Here is an 18,030-nt window from a genome sequence, read left to right as displayed (position 1 = left end):
GTTCACAACGGCTGGGGCCAGGACGCGCTCGCGCCGAGCCCCGGGGCGGTGGGCAGGGTGATCACACCCTGGTCGACCCTGATACCGGTGAACGGGTCGGTCGGCAAGTCGAGATGGCCGTCCAGGTCGAGGTGGTCGGCCAGCGGCGCCAGTTGGGCCATCGCCGTGGTGCCCAGCGCGCTCTCGGTCTTGCAGCCCAGCATGACGCGCAGCCCGGCCTGCCGGGCCAGCGTGACCATGGCCTGGGCGCGGCGCAGTCCGCCGCACTTGACCAGCTTGATGTTGACGGCGTCCACGATGCCGCGCAGCCGCTCGATGTCGGCCGGGCCCACGCAGTCCTCGTCGGCCACCAGCGGGATCGACGAGTGCTCTCCGACGTACCGTAGAGCGTCCAAGTCGCCTGGCGCAACCGGCTGTTCGAGCAGCTCGACGTCGTGCCGGGACAGCTCGCGGGCGACCGCCACGGCCTGCTCGGCACTCCATGAGCCGTTGCCGTCCACCCAGATCCGGCCCGGGTAGACCGCGCGCAGCACCCCGACCCGGCTGCCGTCGTCCGCGGGGGTGAGCTTGAGCTTGAGGATCGGCCATTCGGCCAACTGACGCCCTTTGCGGGCCAGTTCCTCGTCGGAGCCGCTGCCGAGCGAGAGCGCGGTGGGCGCCAGCGGCAGCCCGGCCAGCCCGAGCAGGTGGTGCAGCGGCAGCCCGGTGGCCTTGCCCAGCAGGTCGTGCAGGGCCAGGTCGACGGCGGCCAGCACGGCCGCCCTGGTGCCGGCCGCCGCGAGCCGGTCCAGGGTGTGGGCCAGCGTGAACGGCGTGCTGCCGGCCAGCAGGGGCGCGCAGGCGTCCAGTTCGCCGGGCTCGACGGTGCGGGCGGTGCCGTAGCCGGTCAGGCCCTGCCAGCCCAGCGCCAGCACGCTCTGGGTGACCGTCTCGGTCAGCCCGGTGTTGCTGGCGAACGGCTCGGCGAGCGGCAGTTCGATGGTGCGGTGGCTCACTCTCATCCGTGCAGCTCCTCGAAGGCCGCCACCATGGCGCTGGCCTGGCGGAAGGTCAGATCCCGGAACCCCGGCGGCTCCACGGGCACCGCGGGCGGCCGCGGCCGGCCGTCGTGCGGCACCCCGCTCTGCGGGCGGAACCGGTCGCGCAGATAGCCGGAGAAGCCGTCCTGATGGTCGGCCAGCCAGCCGAGCGCGGCCTGGTAGGCCTCCTCCGGCCGGGCCTGGCGCACCGTCTTGCCCAGCAGGCCGAGCAGTTCGGCGTCGCCCGGCTCGCTGTCCGGCGGGCAGAGCATGAAGACCGGCGCGGGCAGCAGCACCACGCACAGTGCCCGCGCTTCGGGCAGCTCGGCCAGCAGGGTGCCGGCGATCGCCCGCATGCTGCGCACGGTCGCCTTCTGGGTGAAGTAGCCGGTGCGCCGCGGCGGAGCGCCGGCCATCGCCCGGGCGCCCCAGTGCAGATGGGTGACGAAGGGATCGCCGCCCGGCCCGTCGGGGCGGTGGGTCTCGAACAGGCCGGTGAGCACGCTGGTGAGCAGGTGCGACATGACCGGCAGCACCGGCGGCAGCGCGCCGATCCGGTCGAAGAACTCCCGGGGGTCGGTCAGGGCGCGAAACGGCAGCAGCACCGCCTCGGCCAACTCCCGGGCACTGGCGAACCGGTGGCCCTCCAGCAGGTAGCCGTCGCGGTCCCGGTGCAGCTCGGTGCGGTCCACCACGCCGTCCAGCCGCACCGCGTGGCTGATCAGCTCGCCGTAGGCCTTGCGGCGGTTGGGTGCCGCGTCCGCCCGGGCCAGCAGCACCCGCACCATCTCGACGACCGCGTCGGCCCGGGCCACCAGCGCCGCGGCCTCCAGTTCGAAGCGGTAGCCGGCGATGGCACGCATCCGCTGCCAGTGCACTTGGACCAACGGCAGCTGCTCGCCGTCCAGTTCGGTACGCACCAGCGGGCAGAACAGCGGGCGGGAGCGGTCCCGGCGGGCGAAGCCGCGCCCGTCCCAGCTGGACAGCGGCAGCACCCGGCGCCGCCCGCCCTCCACCAGCGAGCCCGGCAGGTAGACGCCGTCGCCCTCGCCGTCCTCGGTCTCGGTGCGGGTGAACCCGTAGATCAGCGGATAGCCGTGGCCCTGGCCGCAGACCGCGGTGTTGAAGTCCATCGGCCCGGAGCGGCCGAGCGCGATGTCCTCCCAGTTGCCCAGGTGGCCGGTGCGCGGCGGCAGCAGGCCCGGATCCCGGTGCACCAGGTCGAGCAGGGTGCCGATCGGCACGTCCCGGGTGCCCAGGTGGACCGGGGCGTAGCCGAGCGAGCGGTCGGTGAGCGCGGCGGTGTCCACCGCGTCCAGCAGGCCGAGCCCGGCCAGCAGGCGTTCGCTCATGAGAGCCTGCCCAGCAGGTGGGGCAGGGTGCCGCCGGCCCGCAGCAGCTGCCACTCACCGGGCGAGTTGACCGCGGCCACGGCCTGGAAGCCGCGGCCGTCGGCCCGCACCTCCACCCGGCCGGTCTGCTGCGCCTGCGCCAGGCCGTCCAGCGCGTACTCCTCGTGCCCGGTCAGGCCGAGTTCGGCCCAGGCGGCGGGCAGCAGCAGCGGCAGGATACCCATCGCGCACAGGTTGGCCCGGTGGATCCGCTCGAAGCTCTCGGCCAGCACGGCGCGCACGCCCAGCAGCCAGGGGCCCTTGGCGGCCCAGTCCCGGGAGGAGCCCATGCCGTAGTTGCGCCCGGCCAGCACCAGCAGCGGGGTGCCGGCGGCGGCGTAGCGCTCGGCCGCCTCGAAGACCGGCAGCCGCTCGCCGCTGGGCAGGTGCAGGGTCCGGCCGCCGCCGTCGCCCGGCCCCTCGCCGAGCAGGTGGTTGACCAGCCGGGGGTTGCTGAACGCGCCCCGGGCCATCACCTCGTGGTTGCCGCGCCGCGAGCCGTAGGAGTTGAACTCCCGCACCCCGCGCTCGCGCAGGTAGGCCCCGGCCGGTGAGTGCGCCGGGATCGAGCCGACCGGCGAGATGTGGTCGGTGCTGACGTCGTCGCCCACCGCCAGCAGCACCCGGGCCCCGCGCAGCGGGCCCTCGGCCGGGGCGGCGTCCAGGTAGGAGGGCCGGCGGATGTAGCTGGACTCCTCGTCCCAGGCGTACACCTCGCCCTGCTGCGCCTCGATCGCGGCCCAGCCGGGCTGCGGCGCGGTGGACTCGGCGAACACCTCGGGGCGCAGCACCTGTTCGGCCAGCTCCGCCAGCTCCCGGTCCTGCGGCCACAGCTCGGCCAGGTGGACCGGCCGCCCGTCGGACCCGGTGCCCAGCGGCTCGCTGTCCAGGTCGATCCGCACGTGCCCGGCCAGCGCGAGCGCGACCACCAGGGCGGGCGAGGCCAGATAGCCGGCCCGCACCTGGGCGTGCACCCGGGCCTCGAAGTTGCGGTTGCCGCTGAGCACGGCCGCGAGCGTCAGACCGTGCTCGTCGACGGCCTCGCCGACCCCCTCGGCCAGCGGCCCGCTGCCGCCGTTGCAGGTCATGCAGCCGTAGCCGGCCACCTGGAAGCCCAGCTGCTCCAGGTAGGGCAGCAGGCCGGTCTGCTCCAGGTAGCGGGTGACCGCCCGGGAGCCGGGGGAGAGGCTGGTCTTCACGTGCGCGGGCACGGTCAGACCGCGCTCCACGGCCCGGCGGGCGAGCAGTCCGGCCGCCAGCATCGCCTTGGGGTTGGAGGTGCTGGTGCAGGAGGTGATGGCGGCGATCGCGAGATCGCCGTCCCGCAGCCCGGCGGCACCGGCGGCACCGGCGGCACCGCTCTCGCCGGTGAGGGCGCCCGGGCACAGCTCGGCGAATGAGGCGGGCAGCTGGGCCAGCGGGATCCGCTGGTGCGGGCGGCTGGGCCCGGCCAGGCTCGGCTCGACCTCGGCCAGATCGACCTCGATCACCCGGCCGAAGACCGGCTCCGCGGCCCCCTCGCGCAGCAGGTGCTGGTAGCGGCAGTACCGCTCGACCAGGTCGGTCCGCTCCGCCGCCCGTCCGGTCTGCCGCAGGTAGCGCAGCACCTCGGCGTCGACCGGGAAGTAGGCGGCCATCGCGCCGTACTCCGGGGCCATGTTGGCGATGGTGCAGCGGTCGGCGGCGGACAGTTCGTCGACGCCGGGGCCGGTGAACTCCAGCAGCAGGCCGGTGACCTGCGCCGCGCGCAGCCGCTGGGTCAAGGTGAGCACCAGGTCGGTGGCCAGCACCCCCGGGCGCAGCGCGCCGGTCAGCCGCACCCCCACCACGGCGGGCACCCGGATCGGCTGGGCGAGGCCGAGCATCAGCGCCTTGGCCTCCAGCCCGCCGACGCCCCAGCCCAGCACGCCCAGGCCGTTGACCATGGTGGTGTGGCTGTCGGTGCCGATCACGGTGTCGGGGAAGAGCACGCCGTCGCGGCCGGTGGCGACCACCGTGGCCAGCTGCTCCAGGTTCACCTGGTGCACGATGCCCTGCCCGGGCGGGATCACCCGCACCTCGGCGAAGGCCGACTCGGCCCACTTCAGGAAGGCGTAGCGCTCGTGGTTGCGCCGCAGCTCCAGCGCCTCGTTGCGGACCCGGGCGTCCGCCCGTCCGGCCACGTCGGTCTGCACCGAGTGGTCGACCACCACGTCCACCGGCAGCGCCGGGCGCACCTGGGCCGGGTCACCGGCCCGCTCGCGCAGCGCGGCCAGGTCCACCAGCAGCGGGATCCCGGTGTAGTCCTGCACCAGGATCCGGGCAGGGGTGAAGGCCAGCTCCAGCTGCGGGTCCTGGCCCGCGGCCAGCCGCTTGCCGAGCAGCGCGGCCCGCTCCGGATCCCCGGCGCGCAGCAGCGCCTCCAGCAGGATCCGCCCGGTGTACGGGAGGCGGTCCAGTTCGAAGCCGGCCTGCTCGGCGCAGTGCGGCAGGCTGTGCAGCGGGCCGAGGCCGGGGACGTCGAGCGCGGTCATCGGCTCTCCTCGGGCAGGACGCGGCCGCGCGGGCCGACGTACTCCAGCAGCGGGCGGATCAGCACGTTGTTGGACTGCTGCTCCAGTGCCTGCGCCACCCAGCCGGCGGTGCGGCCGACCACGAACATGGCCACCGCCAGGTCGTCCGGCAGGCCGAGCAGCCGGTAGGCCAGGCCCGCGTAGAGGTCGACGTTGGGCGCCACCCCGTGGCGGCTGTAGGGGACCATCGCGGCGGCCACCGCGTCCAGGATCGCAAGGCCCCGGCTGTCCTCCCGCTCCCGGCTCAACTCCACCACGGTGGCGCGCAGCTGGCGCACCCGCGGGTCCTCGGTGCGGTAGACCCGGTGGCCGAAGCCCATCACCGGCTCGTTGCGCCCCTGGAGTTCGGCGACGTAGCGCTCGGCGTTGCCGGGCTCGCCCACCTGGTCGATCAGGCCCACCACCCGCTCGGCCGCGCCGCCGTGCACCGAGCCGGCGAAGGCCGAGATCGCGGCGGTCAGCGCGGCGGTCATGCCGGCCCGGCAGCCGATCGCGATCCGGGCGGTGAAGGCCGAGGCGTTGGAGCTGTGATCGGCGTGCACGATCAGGCCCTTGTTGATGAAGCGCACCGCGGCCGGGCTCGGCTCCTCGCCCAGCAGCACGGTCAGGAAGGCGCGGGCGTAACCGGCGTCCTCGGCCGGGCGCACCACCTCGCGGCCCGAGCGGTAGGCGTGGTGGGCCGCCACCAGCATCGGGATCCGCGCGATCAGCGCGATGCCGCGGTCCCTGGCCTCCTCGTAGGACTCGTCCACCGAGCCCGAGCGCGCCTCGCCGAAGGCGCCGAGCGCCGAGACGCAGGTGCGCAGCGCGTCCACCGGGTGGGCGTGGGCCAGCGAGCGGGCGAGTGCGAGCACCTCCGTCGGCAGCTCCCGGTGGTGGCGCAACTCCTTCTCGAAGAGCGCCAGTTCGCCGGCGTCCGGCAGCTCGCCGTGCACCAGCAGGTAGGCGACCTGCTCGAAGGAGGCCTGCTCGGCCAGGTCGTGGATGTCGTAACCGCGGTACTCCAGGGTGCCGGCGGTGCCGTCGATCCGGGTGATCGCGGTGTGGTCGAAGGTGATCCCCTCCAGGCCGCGGTGGACGGTGGTCGCGGGCGTGGCGGGCGTGGCGGGCGTGGCCGGGTCGGCGGGCGCGGCCACGCCGGTGGCCGGATCGGCGCCGCCCCGCGCGAACTGGCGGATCGCGGCCACCGAGCGCAGGGCGAGCAGCTGCTCGTCCTCGATCGTCAGGCCCAACTCCCGCTCCAGCGCGACCATCAGGGTCACATGGCCGAGGGAGTCCCACTCCCGGACCAGCTGGTAGCCGAGGTCGTCGGTGATCCGCTCCGGCGCCAGGCCGAGGGTCGCGGCGATCACCGCGTCGACCCGGGCGGTGGTGCTGTCGATGGTGTCGGTGCTGTTCATGAGGCTCGCTCCTGCTCGCTTCAGGCGGTGATGAGGGCTTCGCGGTCGGCCAGGTGGGCACGCAGGGCGTTCCGGTCGACCTTGCCGTTGGGGTTCAGGGGCAGCTCGTCGATCGCGTGCACGGCCTTGGGGGCCATGTAGGACGGGAGCTTCTGGGCGGCCGCCTCGGTCAGCGCCGCGAGGTCGCCCGCGCTGGTGACCACGGCGGTGATGCTCTGCTCGTCCGGCCAGAGCAGGCAGACGGCCTCCGCGCAGCCGGAGCGGCGCAGTACCGCCTCGATCTCGCCGAGTTCGATCCGGTAGCCGCCCACCTTCACCTGCTGGTCGTTGCGGCCCAGATGGACCAGCCGGTCCTGCTCGCGCCGGACCAGGTCGCCGGTGCGGTAGTAGGTGTGGCCCTCGTGCTCGAAGAACCGCTCGGCGGTCAGCGCCGGGGCCCGCCAGTAGCCGGGGGAGGTCTGCGGCCCCGCCACGCACAGCTCGCCGGGCAGTCCCTCGCCCAGCGCCTGGCCGTGCGGGTCGAGCACCAGGTGGCGCAGGCCCGGGTAGAGCTCGCCGATCGGCACGTTGTCGTGCACGCACTCGGCCGGGCTCCGGTCCGGCTGCCAGCGGTAGGCGGAGCAGGCGATGGTGAGTTCGGTCGGCCCGTAGAGGTTCTCCAGCACCGACTGCGGGGCCGCGGCCTGCCAGGCCTCGGCGGTGGCGCGGGGCAGCGCCTCGCCGCAGAACAGGCTCCAGCGCAGGGTGGGCATGCTGCCGGGGGTCAGCACCCCGCGGCGGCGCAGCATCGCGGCGACCGAGGGGACCGAGAACCAGAGGCTGATCTCGTTGCGCTCCAGGTAGCGGTGCGGGGCCAGCAGCTCGATCGGGTCCATCGCGCAGACCCGGGCGCCGTGCTCCCAGGCCATGAAGAAGTCGAAGACCGACAGGTCGAAGGTCTGGTCGAAGGTCTGGGTCAGCCGGTCCCGCGCGGTCAGCCGGTAGCGCGCCTGGTTGGCGGTGAGGAAGGCCCGGACGTTGCCGTGGGTGATCGGCACGCCCTTGGGGGTGCCGGTGGAGCCGGAGGTGAAGAGCAGGTAGGCCAGGTCGTCGGGGGCGATGGCCGGCGGCTCGGCGAGCGGGGTGGCGGCGGCCAGGTCGGCGCGGTCCAGCACCCGTGGCGCGCCGGGCAGTCGCAGGTCGGCGCGGTCGGTCTCGGGCAGCAGCAGGGCGGGCGGCCGGGGCAGGCCGGCCAGCAGGGCGGGCAGCTGGTCCACCGAGCCCTGGTCGACGATCAGCGCGTCCAGCTCGGCGGCCTCCAGCATGGCCCGGGTGCGCTGGAGCGGGAAACGCCGGTTCAGCGGCACGAACGCGGCGCCGGCCAGCAGGGCGGCGGGCGCGCCGAGGTAGCCGACCTCGCTGCGGTGGCCGAAGACGCCGACCCGGGCCGGGCGGCCGCCGGCCACCTCGGTCAGCCGGGCGGCCCAGCGCAGCGCGGTCCGACCGGCCTCGGCGTAGGTCCAGGCGCGCTTGCCGATGGTCAGCGCGACCGCGTCCGGGGTGGTGCGCGCGTACTGGAGGAATCCGGCGCCGAGCGGCCGGTCGGGTTGCATGGTCATGTGGTGGACGTCCCCTTGTGTGGTGGATGGAACGTGACGGAAGGTCAGATGGCCTGTGGGGCGGTGCCGATGAGCCGGTCGGGCCGGGCCGCGACGGCTTCGATCGGGCGGGGCGCCGGCTGCCGGGCCGCCGGCCGGGTGCGGATGGTGATCCGGTCGAGCAGCCGCCGGGCGCGCTCGCCGGCGTCGGCCGCGTCGGTGCCGCGCACCAGCAGCAGGCCGGCCCGGTCGTAGGACCAGGCGAGCTCCGGCACGGTGTCGCCGGGTGCCACGCTCACCTGGAGGTCGAGCACGTCCGGGTCGGCGCGCACCTCGGCCACCCCTTCGACGGCCTCGACCACGCCGGGCTCGGCGACCAGGAACCGCACGGCCGCCCCGCCGCACGGCTCGCCGGGCGTGACGGGCCCGGCCGTGCCCGCGTACCAGCCGAAGGCCAGCGCGTCGATGTCGATCCGGTGGACCTGTTCGACCAGGTCGGCGATCCGGTCGCCGCCGCGCCGGTTGTGCGACTCCACCAGGCGCGGGCCGCCGGCGGTGAGGATCACCTCGGTGTGCGCCGGGCCGTCCCGCAGGCCGACCGCGTCCAGCATCCGGTGGACCAACGCGTCGACCGCGCCCGCGGTTTCGGCCGCGAGGCCGGCCGGCTGGACATGGCCGACCTCGACGAAGGAGGCCAGCTTCTCCTTGGCGGTGTGCGCGAGCACCACGTGCCGTCCGGCGAAGCTGAAGCTCTCCACGCTGATCTCGGGGCCGCTCAGGTACTGCTCCAGCTGGAAGGTGTGCAGCCCGAACTCGGCTGCCCAGCGCCAGACGTCGGGCACCGCCGCCAGGTCGGGCACCAGTCGCACGCCCAAGGAGCCCGAGCCGTAGCGGGGCTTGAGCACCGCGGGCCCGAACTCCGCGACGAAGTCGCGGATGTCCTGCTCGCCGTGGCCGATCCTGGCCGCGACCCCCTCGACGCCCTGCTCGCGCAGCCGGGTGCGGAACGCCAGCTTGTCCTGGAGCAGGTGGACCACCGGCAGCCCGGTGCCCGGCAGGCCGAGCGCGCTGGTGGCGGCCGCGGCCGACTCCAGGCCGTCCTCGATCATCGAGACCACCCGGGCGAGCGGCCTGATCCGGTGCACGGCGCCCAGCAGTTCGGCGACGGCGGCCGGCTCCCGGTAGTCCGTCAGATGGGCCTCGTCGACCAGGTCCAGGCCGGCCAGGTCGAGTTCGGCCGGGTGGTGGATCCAGACCACTTCGAACCCGGCGGCCCGGGCCTTGCGCAGGGCGGCGACGGTGCCGCCGATCACCGCGATCCGCTGGGCGCTCATCCGCGCAGCTCCCGTCCGCCGACCAGTTCGAGGTGGCGGACCACCTCGGTGTTGTCGGCGCCGGCCGGCAGCGCGGCGGCCGCCTCCTCCCACAGCGCGTGGCAGGCGCCGGTGAAGCCGGCGGGCCCGCCGGTCCCCGCCACCAGGGCGTCGGCGATCCGGATGTCCTTGAGCATCAGGCGCAGCGCGAAGCCCGAGTCGAAGGAGCCGGGCAGCACCTGGTCGACCAGCTTGGTCTCGGAGGCGTGGTTGCGCCCGGTGGAGGCATTGATCACCTCCAGCATCACGGCCGGCGCCAGGCCGAAGTGCGTGCCGGCCAGCAGTACTTCGGCGACGGCGGCCAGATTGACCGCCGACAGCAGGTTGTTGAGCGCCTTGAGTGCGTGGCCCGCACCGGAGGGGCCGACCCGGTGGGCCCGGCCGAGCGCGGCGAGCACCGGCTCGGCGGCGTCCAGGTCGGCGGGTGCGCCTGCGGCCATCAGGGTCAGCTCACCGGCCCGGGCGGCGGCCGGGCTGCCGGAGACCGGCGCGTCGACCACCCGCACCGCGAACTCGGCGGCACGGACGACCAGTTCGGCGGTGTCCCGGGGATCGCAGGAGCTGGTGTCGATCAGCAGGGTGCCGGGCGCCAGCGAGGGCAGCAGCTGTTCGGCCACCTGCCGCACCGCGGCCCCGTCCGGCAGCATGGTGACCACCACCGGGGCGGCCAGGCCCGCCAGTTCGCCCGCCGCGGTGACGCGGGGCTGCTCGGCCGCGGCCGCCCTCGCCAGGGCCGGATCGAGATCGAAGGCCGTCACGGCGAAGCCGCGCTCCGCCAGCCGGCGGCACATCCCGCCGCCCATGGCTCCGAGCCCCGCGAAGACCACGCGCGTCCCGGGCTCCTCCTGGTCGGTCATCTGCACGGCTCCTCTCGCCGGTGAAGTGGTCAAGTCGGTTGTTCGTCGCATCAGTTGGCCAGCGCCTCGGTCGCAGGCGGCGGTTCGGCCGGCTGCCGCTCCGGCGGCCCGTCCGGCTGCCCGTGCGGCTGCCCGTCCGGCGGTTCGTCCGGCTGCCGCCAGGAGCCGAGGGCGACCCGCTCGGAGGCGAGGCCGGCGCCCAGGAAGACGGCCGCGGCCGCCGCCCAGCCCGCCGTGCCCAGGCCGATCAGCGCCCCGGTGACCACCAGCGGGCCGAGCACCCGCTCGGCCGACAGACCGAGGTTGAAGACCGACAGGTAGCGCCCGCGCCGCTGCGCCGGAGCCAGCGCGATGGACAGCTCCCAGCCCGCCGTACTGGCGATCACCTCGCCCAGCGAGAGCGCGATCACGGCCAGCACCAGCCAGCCGATCGAGGGCCAGCCCCGGCAGGCACCGGCGGCCGCGAAGCCGAGGCTGCCCAGGGCCAGCACCGCCCCGGCCCAGCGCACCATCCGCCCGGCCCGGCGCAGCCCGTCGGCGAACCGGCTGACCGGGATCTGCAGCAGCACCACCAGGCCGGTGTTGACGGCGAAGAGCACCGAGACGGTCACCGCGGGCGCGTCCGTGTGCTCCAGCACCCAGACCGGCATGGCCACCAGCAGCAGCGAGTCGAAGAAGGTGAGCAGGAAGTTGAGCCCGGTCAGCACCAGGTAGCGCCCGTCCGGCAGCAGCCGTTCGCCGGGCTGCCGGTCAGCGGGCTGCCGGCCGGCGGTCGGCAGCTGCCTGTCGCGGCGCCGCTCGGGCCGCCGCGCCACGCCGTGCTCCGGCACCCGCAGCACCAGGACGGCGGCCACCAGGAAGGCCAGCGCCACGCAGCCCAGGGTGATCCGGTAGCCGAACAGGGTGCCGGTGACCAGCGCCCCGCCGGCCGCGATGGCGCCGATCCCGAGCCCGGCGTTGCGCACCACGTTGAGCACCGCGAGCAGGCCGGTGCGCTCGCGCTGCTCGTCCACCGAGGCGGCCACCAGCGCCTGGAGCACCGCGGGGGCCGAGCGGTCCACCGCGACGGCGGCCAGCGTCAGGGCCACGAACTGCCAGAAGCCGTGCACGAAGCCGTAGCCGGCGCAGCAGACCGCCCGGCCGCAGTAGAGCAGCGCGAGCACCCGGCGGGCGCCGTAGCGGTCGGCCAGCTCGCCGCCCAGCAGCGAGGCGCCGAGCGCCACCACCCCGGCCGCCGCGAGCCCGACCCCCACCTGTTCGGCGCTCAGGCCGACGAAGCGGGTGTAGAAGGCCATCGAGCTGGCCATGAAGAGGCCGATGCCCAGCGACTGGACCAGCGCGGCCACCGCCAGCCTGCCGCCGCCCGCGGGCAGCCGCCCGGCCAGGGCCCGTCCGGCCGGGCTCAGCCGGCTCATTCGGCCCCCGCCCCGAAGTCGTAGTCGACCAGCTCGTCCAGCTCCATCTCGCGCACGATCCGCCGGATCCCGGAGAAGTCGCGCACCAGCAGGTTGCTGCCCGAGGCGCGCCGGCAGTCCGCGACGATCTCCTCGGCGTGCTCGATGCCGGCGGCGGTCAGGATGCCGGGCCAGACCGCGAAGTCCTGCTCCACGAAGGCGTGCAGCGCCTTGGGCAGGGTGTCCACGAAGGCCCGGCGCTGCTCGGCGTTCAGGTGCACGTAGAGCGCCTTGGCCACCTCGACCATGACCGAGGAGTGCGCCGCCTCGTCGCGGGCGTGCAGCCGCGGGACCAGCGCGTGCAGCGGCTGCACGGTCTCGTCGCGGGAGAGCAGTTCGAGGTAGGCGTTGACGCTGATCTCCGAGACCGTCGTCCAGACCAGCTTGAGCAGGTCGCGCTGCCAGGCCTCGCCCGCCCGCGCCTGGGCCTCCTGCAGGCGGCGGAAGGTGACGGTGTGCGGGTAGCGCGGTTCGCCGGTCACCTGTCGCACCTCGCGGGTGCGTTGCATGGCGATCATGTGCATGTAGGTGTGCCAGACCTCGTCCACGTGGGTCTGCTGGACCGCCCGCTTGAGGTGCACCCCGTCGGCGCCGGGGAAGTGGCCGTGCATGATCTTGGCGAAGGTGGGGTTGGCCACGTGCTCCTCGGCCGCGATCACCCGCTCGTTGTAGACCAGCCAGGCCATGGTGAGCACCTGCTGGCGCTGCCCGGGCTCGGCGGCCAGCCAGCGTGGGTGCTCGGCGAACGGCAGCAGGTGCTCGGGGTAGTCCGGCAGCGCCCGGTCGTACTCCTCCGGTGCCGAGATCCGGTCCAGGTCGGTGCGGACGGTGGCCCGGCGCGGCCAGGAGTCGGCGATCCGGCGCAGCACGCTCTCGTCGATCTCGCGGTCGCCGACCGCCTCGTGCACGGACGCGTCGAGGACGATGGTCACGAGGTGGCTCCTTCGCGTTCGGCCGCCGTGATCGCGGCGGCGAGCAGGGTGGTGCCCTGGCGCAGTTCGGCTGCGCCGAGCACGATCGGCGGCATGATCTTGAGGACCTGGCCCCGGGCACCGGAGGTTTCCACCAGCAGGCCGAGTCCGAACGCGGCCCGGGAGACGCGGTCGGCGAGGCCGGGATCGGTGAAGGCCAGCCCGCGGATCAGCCCGCGGCCGCGCACCCGGCAGCCGAGGTGGTCGAACTCGGCGGCCAACTCGGCCAGCAGCACGTCGAGTTCCTCGGCGTTGCGGCGGACCCGGGCGCGGAACCCCGGGTCGTCCCACAGCTCCAGGCAGGCGGCGGCGGTGACGAAGGCGAGGTTGTTGCCGCGGAAGGTGCCGCTGTGCTCGCCGGGGCCGAGCCGGTCGAACTCGGGGCGGATCAGCAGCAGCGCCATCGGCAGGCCGTAGCCGCTGATCGACTTCGAGAGGCAGACCAGGTCGGGGACGATCCCGGCCTCCTCGAAGCTGAAGAAGGTGCCGGTGCGCCCGCAGCCCGCCTGGATGTCGTCGACGATCAGCAGGATGCCGCGTTCCTCGGCCACCGCGGCCAGCCGGCGCAGCCACGCGGGCGAGGCCGCGGCCAGGCCGCCCTCGCCCTGCACGGTCTCCACCACGAAGGCCGCGGGCAGGTCGATGCCGCTGCCCGGGTCGTCCAGCAGCCGGGTGAGCTGGTCGATGGTGTCCACGTCGTCGCCGAAGTAGCCCTCGTAGGGCATCCGGGTGACATGGCCGAGCGGCACCCCGGCCGCGTCGCGCTTGAAGGCGGTGGCGGAGGCGGCCAGCGCGCCCAGCGACAGGCCGTGGAAGCCGCCGGTGAAGGCGACGATGTCGGTGCGCCCGGTGACCCGGCGGGCGGTCTTGAAGGCCGCCTCGATCGCGTTGGTCCCGGTGGGGCCGGTGAACTGCACCCGGTAGTCGAGCTGACGTGGCGTCAGGACGACGTCCCGGAACCGGCGCAGGAAGTGGGCCTTGGCGCCGGTGTGCAGGTCCAGGCCGTGGGCGGGCCCGTCGGCGGCCAGGTAGTCGACCAGGGCGGCGCGGGCCGGCGCCGGGTTGTGGCCGTAGTTGAGCGCGCCGGCCCCGGAGAGGAAGTCGAGGTACTCGCGCCCGTCCTCGTCCCACTGGCGGTGGCCGCTGGCCCGGGTGAAGACGGCGGGGAAGCGGCGGCAGTAGGTGCGCACCGCCGATTCGAGCTCCTCGAAGACGGAGGGCCCGGCCGCGGCGGCGGGCCCGGCCAGGGCTGCCGGCTCCGCCAGGGCGCGGGTCCCGGGTTCGGTCAGGGTCATGCGGCGCTCCACGGGTCGAAGGCGGACAGGTCGGCGATCTCGTGCTCGGTGAGCGCGGTGCGCGGGGAGAGCGGGAAGCCGCCGTCGCGGGTGAGCCTGATCAGCTCGGCCATCCGGTCGCCGATCAGCTCGGGGGTGTAGCGGGTGGGCACCTCGGCGGCGTCGAGCACCGCCGTGGGCGGGAAGAACCGGCTGGGCCGGGCCGGGCGGACCACCGAGTCCCACAGGTTCAGGCTCTGCCCGCCCCAGCGGGCCCGGCCGCTGAAGACCGAGTAGACCGGCAGGCCGTCCTGGTGCGGGCGGCTGAGCGCTTGGTTCACCGGCTCGCTGACCATCTCGACCACCAGCGCGGCCGCACCCGCCTCGCGAGCCCGGCGGGCCTGGGCGAAGAGCGTCAGCGCCTCGGCCATCCCCTCGCCGTGCCGGGCGAGCCGGCCCAGCTGCGGGGTGTAGCCCAGGTGCGCCACGGTCGGCACGCCGGTGGCCGCCACCGCCTCCACGCAGCGCAGTTCGCGCTCGCCCGCGACCTCGATCTTCACCGCGTCCGCGCCGGCCGCGGTGTACCGGGCGGTGGCGGCGAGCGCCGCCGCGCGGTCGGCGGTGGCGCCGTCGGGCAGGTCGGCCAGCAGGAACGGCCGCCGGGCGGTGGGCAGATGGCGCTCCATCGCACCGCGGACCTCGGCCACCAGGGCGACCAGGGTGGCCAGTGCCCACTCCTGCTCCGCCGCCCCGGCCAGCACCGTGCCGGGGCGCCCGAGGTGGGTCATGAAGTAGGAGTCGCCGACCATCAGGCATTCGATCGGGCTGTCGGCCAGGCCGGGTGCGGCCAGCGCGCGGGCCAGGCCCTCGACTTCGAGGCCCCGGTAGAGGTTGATCTTCAGGCCGAGCTCGCCCGGATCGTCGAACCGGCGCAGGTGGCACGCCAGTTGCGTGCTGCCGATGGCCGGGGTCAGCAGGTCAGTGCTCACGGATGCCCTCCCAGTAGGTCTTGTTGATGCGCCGCACGGCGTCCAGCACCAGCTCGGGGCCGGCCGCGGTGAAGCAGATCCGGGCCCACCCCGCGCAGTGCTCGCCGAACGCCCGGCCCGGCGCCAGCGCGACGCCCGCCTCGGCGCAGCGGCGGACGAAGTCGCCGGGGTCCGCCAGGGCGCGCAGGTCGAGGAAGGTGTAGAGCCCGCCGGTCACCGCGGTGTGCGGGATCTCCAGCGCGTCATCCACCAACTGCCAGGCGTCAGCCGCGAGTTCACGGCGCTCGGCGAGCTCGTCGGCCGAGCCGGCGAGCGCCTCGAAGGCGGCGAACTGGGTGGCGGTCGCGACCGAGTAGACCGAGTGCAGCGCCCACTTGGTCAGCACCTGCGTGCAGCCGGGCGGTGCGACGAGGTAGCCGACCCGGGCGCCCGGCATGGCGTAGGTCTTGCTGCAACTGTGCACCGAGAAGGTGCGCTCGGCGGCCCGGCCCACGGTGGCGGTGTCCAGGAAGCCGTCCGGGGAGAAGTCGTAGTTCTCGTAGGCGTTGTCGGCGATCAGCCACAGGTCGTGCCGCTCGGCGAGCTCGACCAGCGCGGCCACGGCCGGCTCGGCCAGCCGGAACCCGGTGGGGTTGTTCGGGTTGTTGAAGTAGACGGCGCGGCTGCGCGGCCCCACCGCCCGTTCGATCGCCGCGATGAAGTCGAACTCCTCGTCCTGGCACAGCTCCAGGAAGACCGGCACCTCGCGCGGCACCCCGCCGGCCGCCCGGATCAGGCCGGTGGCGAAGAGCCACTGCGGGGAGAGCACCAGTACCTCGTCCCCGGGCCGCAGCACGGCGTTCAGCACGGTCGCCACGCCGTGCGTCGCGCCGTTGGTGACGATCACCTGCTCGGGCGTCACCGGCGTCCCGCGCCGGGCGCCGACCTGCTCGGCGATCGCCCGGCGCAGCGCGGGCACCCCGGCGGGCGGCGCGTGCTCGTGCGCGGCGATGCCGAACTCCTCGCGCCGCCAGGCACGGGGGTGGGCGGCCGGCTCGAAGACGGTCCTGCCCTGGTGCAGCGGTACCGGGGACTCGTGCCCGAAGGAGTGCAGCAGCTGCTCCACCGCGATCAGCGGCGAGGGCGGGATCTCGGGCAGGGGCCGGCCGAAGTCGGGCATGGCGGAGCTCTCCTCGCAGTCGGAGTGGGGGCGTGGGGGGTGAGTCGGTGGGGGTTGAGTCGGCGGGGGGGGGTGAGCCGGCGGGGTGACCGCCGGGGTGGCCGTGGTCAGGACCGGGGGCGGGCGGCGGGCCGCGGCAGGCCCAGGTGTTCGCGCAGCGTGCTGCCCTGGTACTCGCTGCGCACCAGGCCGCGCCGCCGCAGCTCGGGCACCACCAGGTCGACGAAGTCGTCCAGCCCGTCGGGCAGCACGGGCGGCATCACGTTGAAGCCGTCCGCGCCCTCGTGCCGGAACCACTCCTCCAGCTCGTCGGCCACCTGCTCCGGCGTGCCGATCACGATCCGGTGGCCCCGGCCGCCCGCCACCGACCGGTACAGCTGACGGATCGTCAGGCCCTCGCTGCGGGCCTTCTGGTAGACCAGCTGCTGACGGCTGACGCTGCCCTCGGTGAGCGGCAGTTCGGGCAGCGGGCCGTCCAGTGGGCAGCCGGAGATGTCCACGTCGCCCAGCAGCAGGGTGAGCAGGCCGAGTCCGACCACCGGGTCGACCAGCTCCTGCAGCGCGGCGTACTTGTCCTCGGCCTCGGCCCGGGTGCGGCCGATCACCGGGAAGATCCCCGGCATCACCCTGACCTGGTCGGGGTCGCGGCCGTGCGCGGCGACCCGGGCCCGGATGCCGCGGTAGAACGCCTGGGCCTGGGCGAGGTCCTGATGGGCGGTGAAGACCACCTCGGCCCACTCGGCGGCGAAGTCCTGCCCGTCCGGCGAGGCGCCGGCCTGGATGACCACCGGGTGGCCCTGCGGCGGGCGGGTGATGTTGAGCGGGCCGCGGACCGCGAAGTGCTCGCCGCGGTGGTCCAGGATGTGCAGCTTCGCCGGGTCGAAGAACCGGCCCGACTCCTTGTCGTAGAGGAAGGCGTCGTCCTCCCAGCTGTCCCACAGCCCGGTGACCACCCGCATGAACTCGCGGGCCCGGTGGTAGCGGGCCGCGTGGTCGAGCTGGGTGTCCCGGCTGAAATTGCGCGCCTCGGCGTCGGTCACCGAGGTGACCACGTTCCAGGCCGCCCGGCCGCCGCTCAGGTGGTCGAGCGAGGCGAACTTGCGGGCCAGGTGGAAGGGTTCGATGTAGCTGGTGGAGGCGGTGGCGGCCAGGCCGATCCGCTCGGTGGTGACGGCCAGCGCGGAGAGCAGGGTCAGCGGCTCGAACTGGACGATCCGGCCCCAGCGGCTCAGCTCCTCCTCGTCCCGGTAGGGGGTGCGGATGCCGAGCCCGTCGGAGAGGAAGACCAGGTCGAACAGGCCGCGTTCGGCGGTGCGCACCAGGTCGCGGTAGTGCGCGAAGTCGGTGCCGCCGTCGGCGTGGGCGTGCGGGTGCCGCCAGGAGGCCACGTGGTAGCCCGGGGCGACCAGAAAGGCCCCGAGGTGGAGCAGGCGGCGCTCGGCTTCCATCAGGGGCCTCCTCGGTTCGCCGGATAACGGCATGCGGAAATAGCGCCGCGGCGGGCTTCGGTCGAATTCCTGCCGCGGTCGAAATGAATGGTCGGGGAGCCCCGAATGAGGCTCCATCAGATTCCGGGAAACCGTCACCGGGTGTCAACGCCGACGCTGTCCCTTGAATCGGGTACAGCCGGAAGGGCCCGCCGGCGGTTCCATCCGAATACCATGGCCGGGAATTCCGGTGCGCCGTCGCCCGGCGGCCGGGCCGCCGCGTCGGCATGTCGGTGCCACCTCGGCAAGGCCGCAGTGGCCCGCACCCCCGCCGGTCGGCGGGGTCGTCACGAGTGCGATGGGATTTGCTTGCCCTACCGGCTGGTTGCCCGGTTAAAATCCAGGTCAAGTGGCCCGGCACCCGCCGGACCGCTCCTTGCCGCACCCGTGCGGTGCCCTGTCCGCGCCCGGGCCAAAAGCCTGCGCGCCAGGCCGGAGGGAGGCGTGGATCTTGGCTCGCGCAGACGGCGATTCCGGCATCCGGCCCGGTTTGTGCCACCCACTCCACCTGGGCCCCTGTCGCTGTT

General features: G+C 74.5%; 13 protein-coding genes. All 13 read right to left on the bottom strand.

Annotated features, from left to right (window positions below; all coding sequences use genetic code 11):
• Positions 1 to 2 precede the first annotated feature (2 nt).
• Positions 3 to 1,001 carry a mandelate racemase/muconate lactonizing enzyme family protein gene (locus ACFZB9_RS21610; protein WP_391449412.1) on the bottom strand — a complete coding sequence of 333 codons (999 nt, stop codon included), beginning with the start codon at positions 999 to 1,001 and terminating at the stop codon, positions 3 to 5.
• Complete coding sequence (locus tag ACFZB9_RS21605) at positions 998 to 2,371, bottom strand: DUF6025 family protein (protein ID WP_391449411.1); 1,374 nt, start codon at positions 2,369 to 2,371, stop codon at positions 998 to 1,000. Before ACFZB9_RS21605 ends, ACFZB9_RS21610 begins: the two co-directional genes overlap by 4 nt.
• On the bottom strand, positions 2,368 to 4,923 hold the full coding sequence (gene acnA, locus ACFZB9_RS21600; RefSeq protein ID WP_391449409.1) for an aconitate hydratase AcnA: 2,556 nt from the start codon (positions 4,921 to 4,923) through the stop codon (positions 2,368 to 2,370). Before acnA ends, ACFZB9_RS21605 begins: the two co-directional genes overlap by 4 nt.
• The gene (locus ACFZB9_RS21595) at positions 4,920 to 6,362 is read right to left on the bottom strand and encodes a citrate/2-methylcitrate synthase (protein ID WP_391449407.1); all 1,443 of its coding nucleotides are present in this window, start codon (positions 6,360 to 6,362) and stop codon (positions 4,920 to 4,922) included. The genes acnA and ACFZB9_RS21595 overlap by 4 nt, the downstream gene beginning before the upstream one ends.
• A gap of 20 nt (positions 6,363 to 6,382) precedes the next feature.
• Complete coding sequence (locus ACFZB9_RS21590; protein WP_391449405.1) at positions 6,383 to 7,960, bottom strand: amino acid adenylation domain-containing protein; 1,578 nt, start codon at positions 7,958 to 7,960, stop codon at positions 6,383 to 6,385.
• 44 nt (positions 7,961 to 8,004) lie between these two features.
• A complete protein-coding gene (locus tag ACFZB9_RS21585; RefSeq protein WP_391449403.1) occupies positions 8,005 to 9,273 on the bottom strand; it encodes an ATP-grasp domain-containing protein in 1,269 nt (422 codons plus the stop codon).
• On the bottom strand, positions 9,270 to 10,169 hold the full coding sequence (locus tag ACFZB9_RS21580) for an NAD(P)-dependent oxidoreductase (protein ID WP_391449401.1): 900 nt from the start codon (positions 10,167 to 10,169) through the stop codon (positions 9,270 to 9,272). The genes ACFZB9_RS21585 and ACFZB9_RS21580 overlap by 4 nt, the downstream gene beginning before the upstream one ends.
• A 50-nt stretch (positions 10,170 to 10,219) precedes the next feature.
• Positions 10,220 to 11,584 carry an MFS transporter gene (locus ACFZB9_RS21575; RefSeq protein ID WP_391449400.1) on the bottom strand — a complete coding sequence of 455 codons (1,365 nt, stop codon included), beginning with the start codon at positions 11,582 to 11,584 and terminating at the stop codon, positions 10,220 to 10,222.
• A complete protein-coding gene (locus tag ACFZB9_RS21570) occupies positions 11,581 to 12,555 on the bottom strand; it encodes a diiron oxygenase (protein WP_391449398.1) in 975 nt (324 codons plus the stop codon). Before ACFZB9_RS21570 ends, ACFZB9_RS21575 begins: the two co-directional genes overlap by 4 nt.
• Positions 12,552 to 13,889 (bottom strand): diaminobutyrate--2-oxoglutarate transaminase, encoded by a 1,338-nt coding sequence (gene ectB, locus ACFZB9_RS21565; protein ID WP_391449396.1) that lies wholly within the window; start codon positions 13,887 to 13,889, stop codon positions 12,552 to 12,554. Before ectB ends, ACFZB9_RS21570 begins: the two co-directional genes overlap by 4 nt.
• Positions 13,886 to 14,857, bottom strand: a complete 972-nt coding sequence (locus tag ACFZB9_RS21560; protein ID WP_391449394.1) for a 3-methyl-2-oxobutanoate hydroxymethyltransferase — start codon at positions 14,855 to 14,857, stop codon at positions 13,886 to 13,888. The genes ectB and ACFZB9_RS21560 overlap by 4 nt, the downstream gene beginning before the upstream one ends.
• Positions 14,847 to 16,016 carry a pyridoxal phosphate-dependent aminotransferase gene (locus tag ACFZB9_RS21555; protein WP_391449392.1) on the bottom strand — a complete coding sequence of 390 codons (1,170 nt, stop codon included), beginning with the start codon at positions 16,014 to 16,016 and terminating at the stop codon, positions 14,847 to 14,849. The genes ACFZB9_RS21560 and ACFZB9_RS21555 overlap by 11 nt, the downstream gene beginning before the upstream one ends.
• Before the next feature lie 107 nt (positions 16,017 to 16,123).
• Positions 16,124 to 17,464 carry an LLM class flavin-dependent oxidoreductase gene (locus ACFZB9_RS21550; RefSeq protein WP_391449390.1) on the bottom strand — a complete coding sequence of 447 codons (1,341 nt, stop codon included), beginning with the start codon at positions 17,462 to 17,464 and terminating at the stop codon, positions 16,124 to 16,126.
• Between the last annotated feature and the right edge of the window lie 566 nt (positions 17,465 to 18,030).

The sequence above is a fragment of the Kitasatospora sp. NPDC008050 genome, from assembly GCF_042957465.1.
Lineage (GTDB): Bacteria > Actinomycetota > Actinomycetes > Streptomycetales > Streptomycetaceae > Kitasatospora.
Note: the sequence above shows the minus strand (reverse complement) of the source record. Positions and strands in the feature narration are given on the sequence as shown.

What these genes read in the sequence shown, in the direction of transcription:
- ACFZB9_RS21605 (WP_391449411.1), bottom strand. Translation starts at nt 2,371, where the DNA reads ATGAGCGAACGCCTGCTGGCCGGGCTCGGCCTGCTGGACGCGGTGGAC.
- ACFZB9_RS21575 (WP_391449400.1), bottom strand. Translation starts at nt 11,584, where the DNA reads ATGAGCCGGCTGAGCCCGGCCGGACGGGCCCTGGCCGGGCGGCTGCCC.
- ACFZB9_RS21610 (WP_391449412.1), bottom strand. Translation starts at nt 1,001, where the DNA reads ATGAGAGTGAGCCACCGCACCATCGAACTGCCGCTCGCCGAGCCGTTC.
- ACFZB9_RS21595 (WP_391449407.1), bottom strand. Translation starts at nt 6,362, where the DNA reads ATGAACAGCACCGACACCATCGACAGCACCACCGCCCGGGTCGACGCG.
- ACFZB9_RS21550 (WP_391449390.1), bottom strand. Translation starts at nt 17,464, where the DNA reads ATGGAAGCCGAGCGCCGCCTGCTCCACCTCGGGGCCTTTCTGGTCGCC.
- ACFZB9_RS21590 (WP_391449405.1), bottom strand. Translation starts at nt 7,960, where the DNA reads ATGACCATGCAACCCGACCGGCCGCTCGGCGCCGGATTCCTCCAGTAC.
- ACFZB9_RS21585 (WP_391449403.1), bottom strand. Translation starts at nt 9,273, where the DNA reads ATGAGCGCCCAGCGGATCGCGGTGATCGGCGGCACCGTCGCCGCCCTG.
- ectB (WP_391449396.1), bottom strand. Translation starts at nt 13,889, where the DNA reads ATGACCCTGACCGAACCCGGGACCCGCGCCCTGGCGGAGCCGGCAGCC.
- acnA (WP_391449409.1), bottom strand. Translation starts at nt 4,923, where the DNA reads ATGACCGCGCTCGACGTCCCCGGCCTCGGCCCGCTGCACAGCCTGCCG.
- ACFZB9_RS21555 (WP_391449392.1), bottom strand. Translation starts at nt 16,016, where the DNA reads ATGCCCGACTTCGGCCGGCCCCTGCCCGAGATCCCGCCCTCGCCGCTG.
- ACFZB9_RS21580 (WP_391449401.1), bottom strand. Translation starts at nt 10,169, where the DNA reads ATGACCGACCAGGAGGAGCCCGGGACGCGCGTGGTCTTCGCGGGGCTC.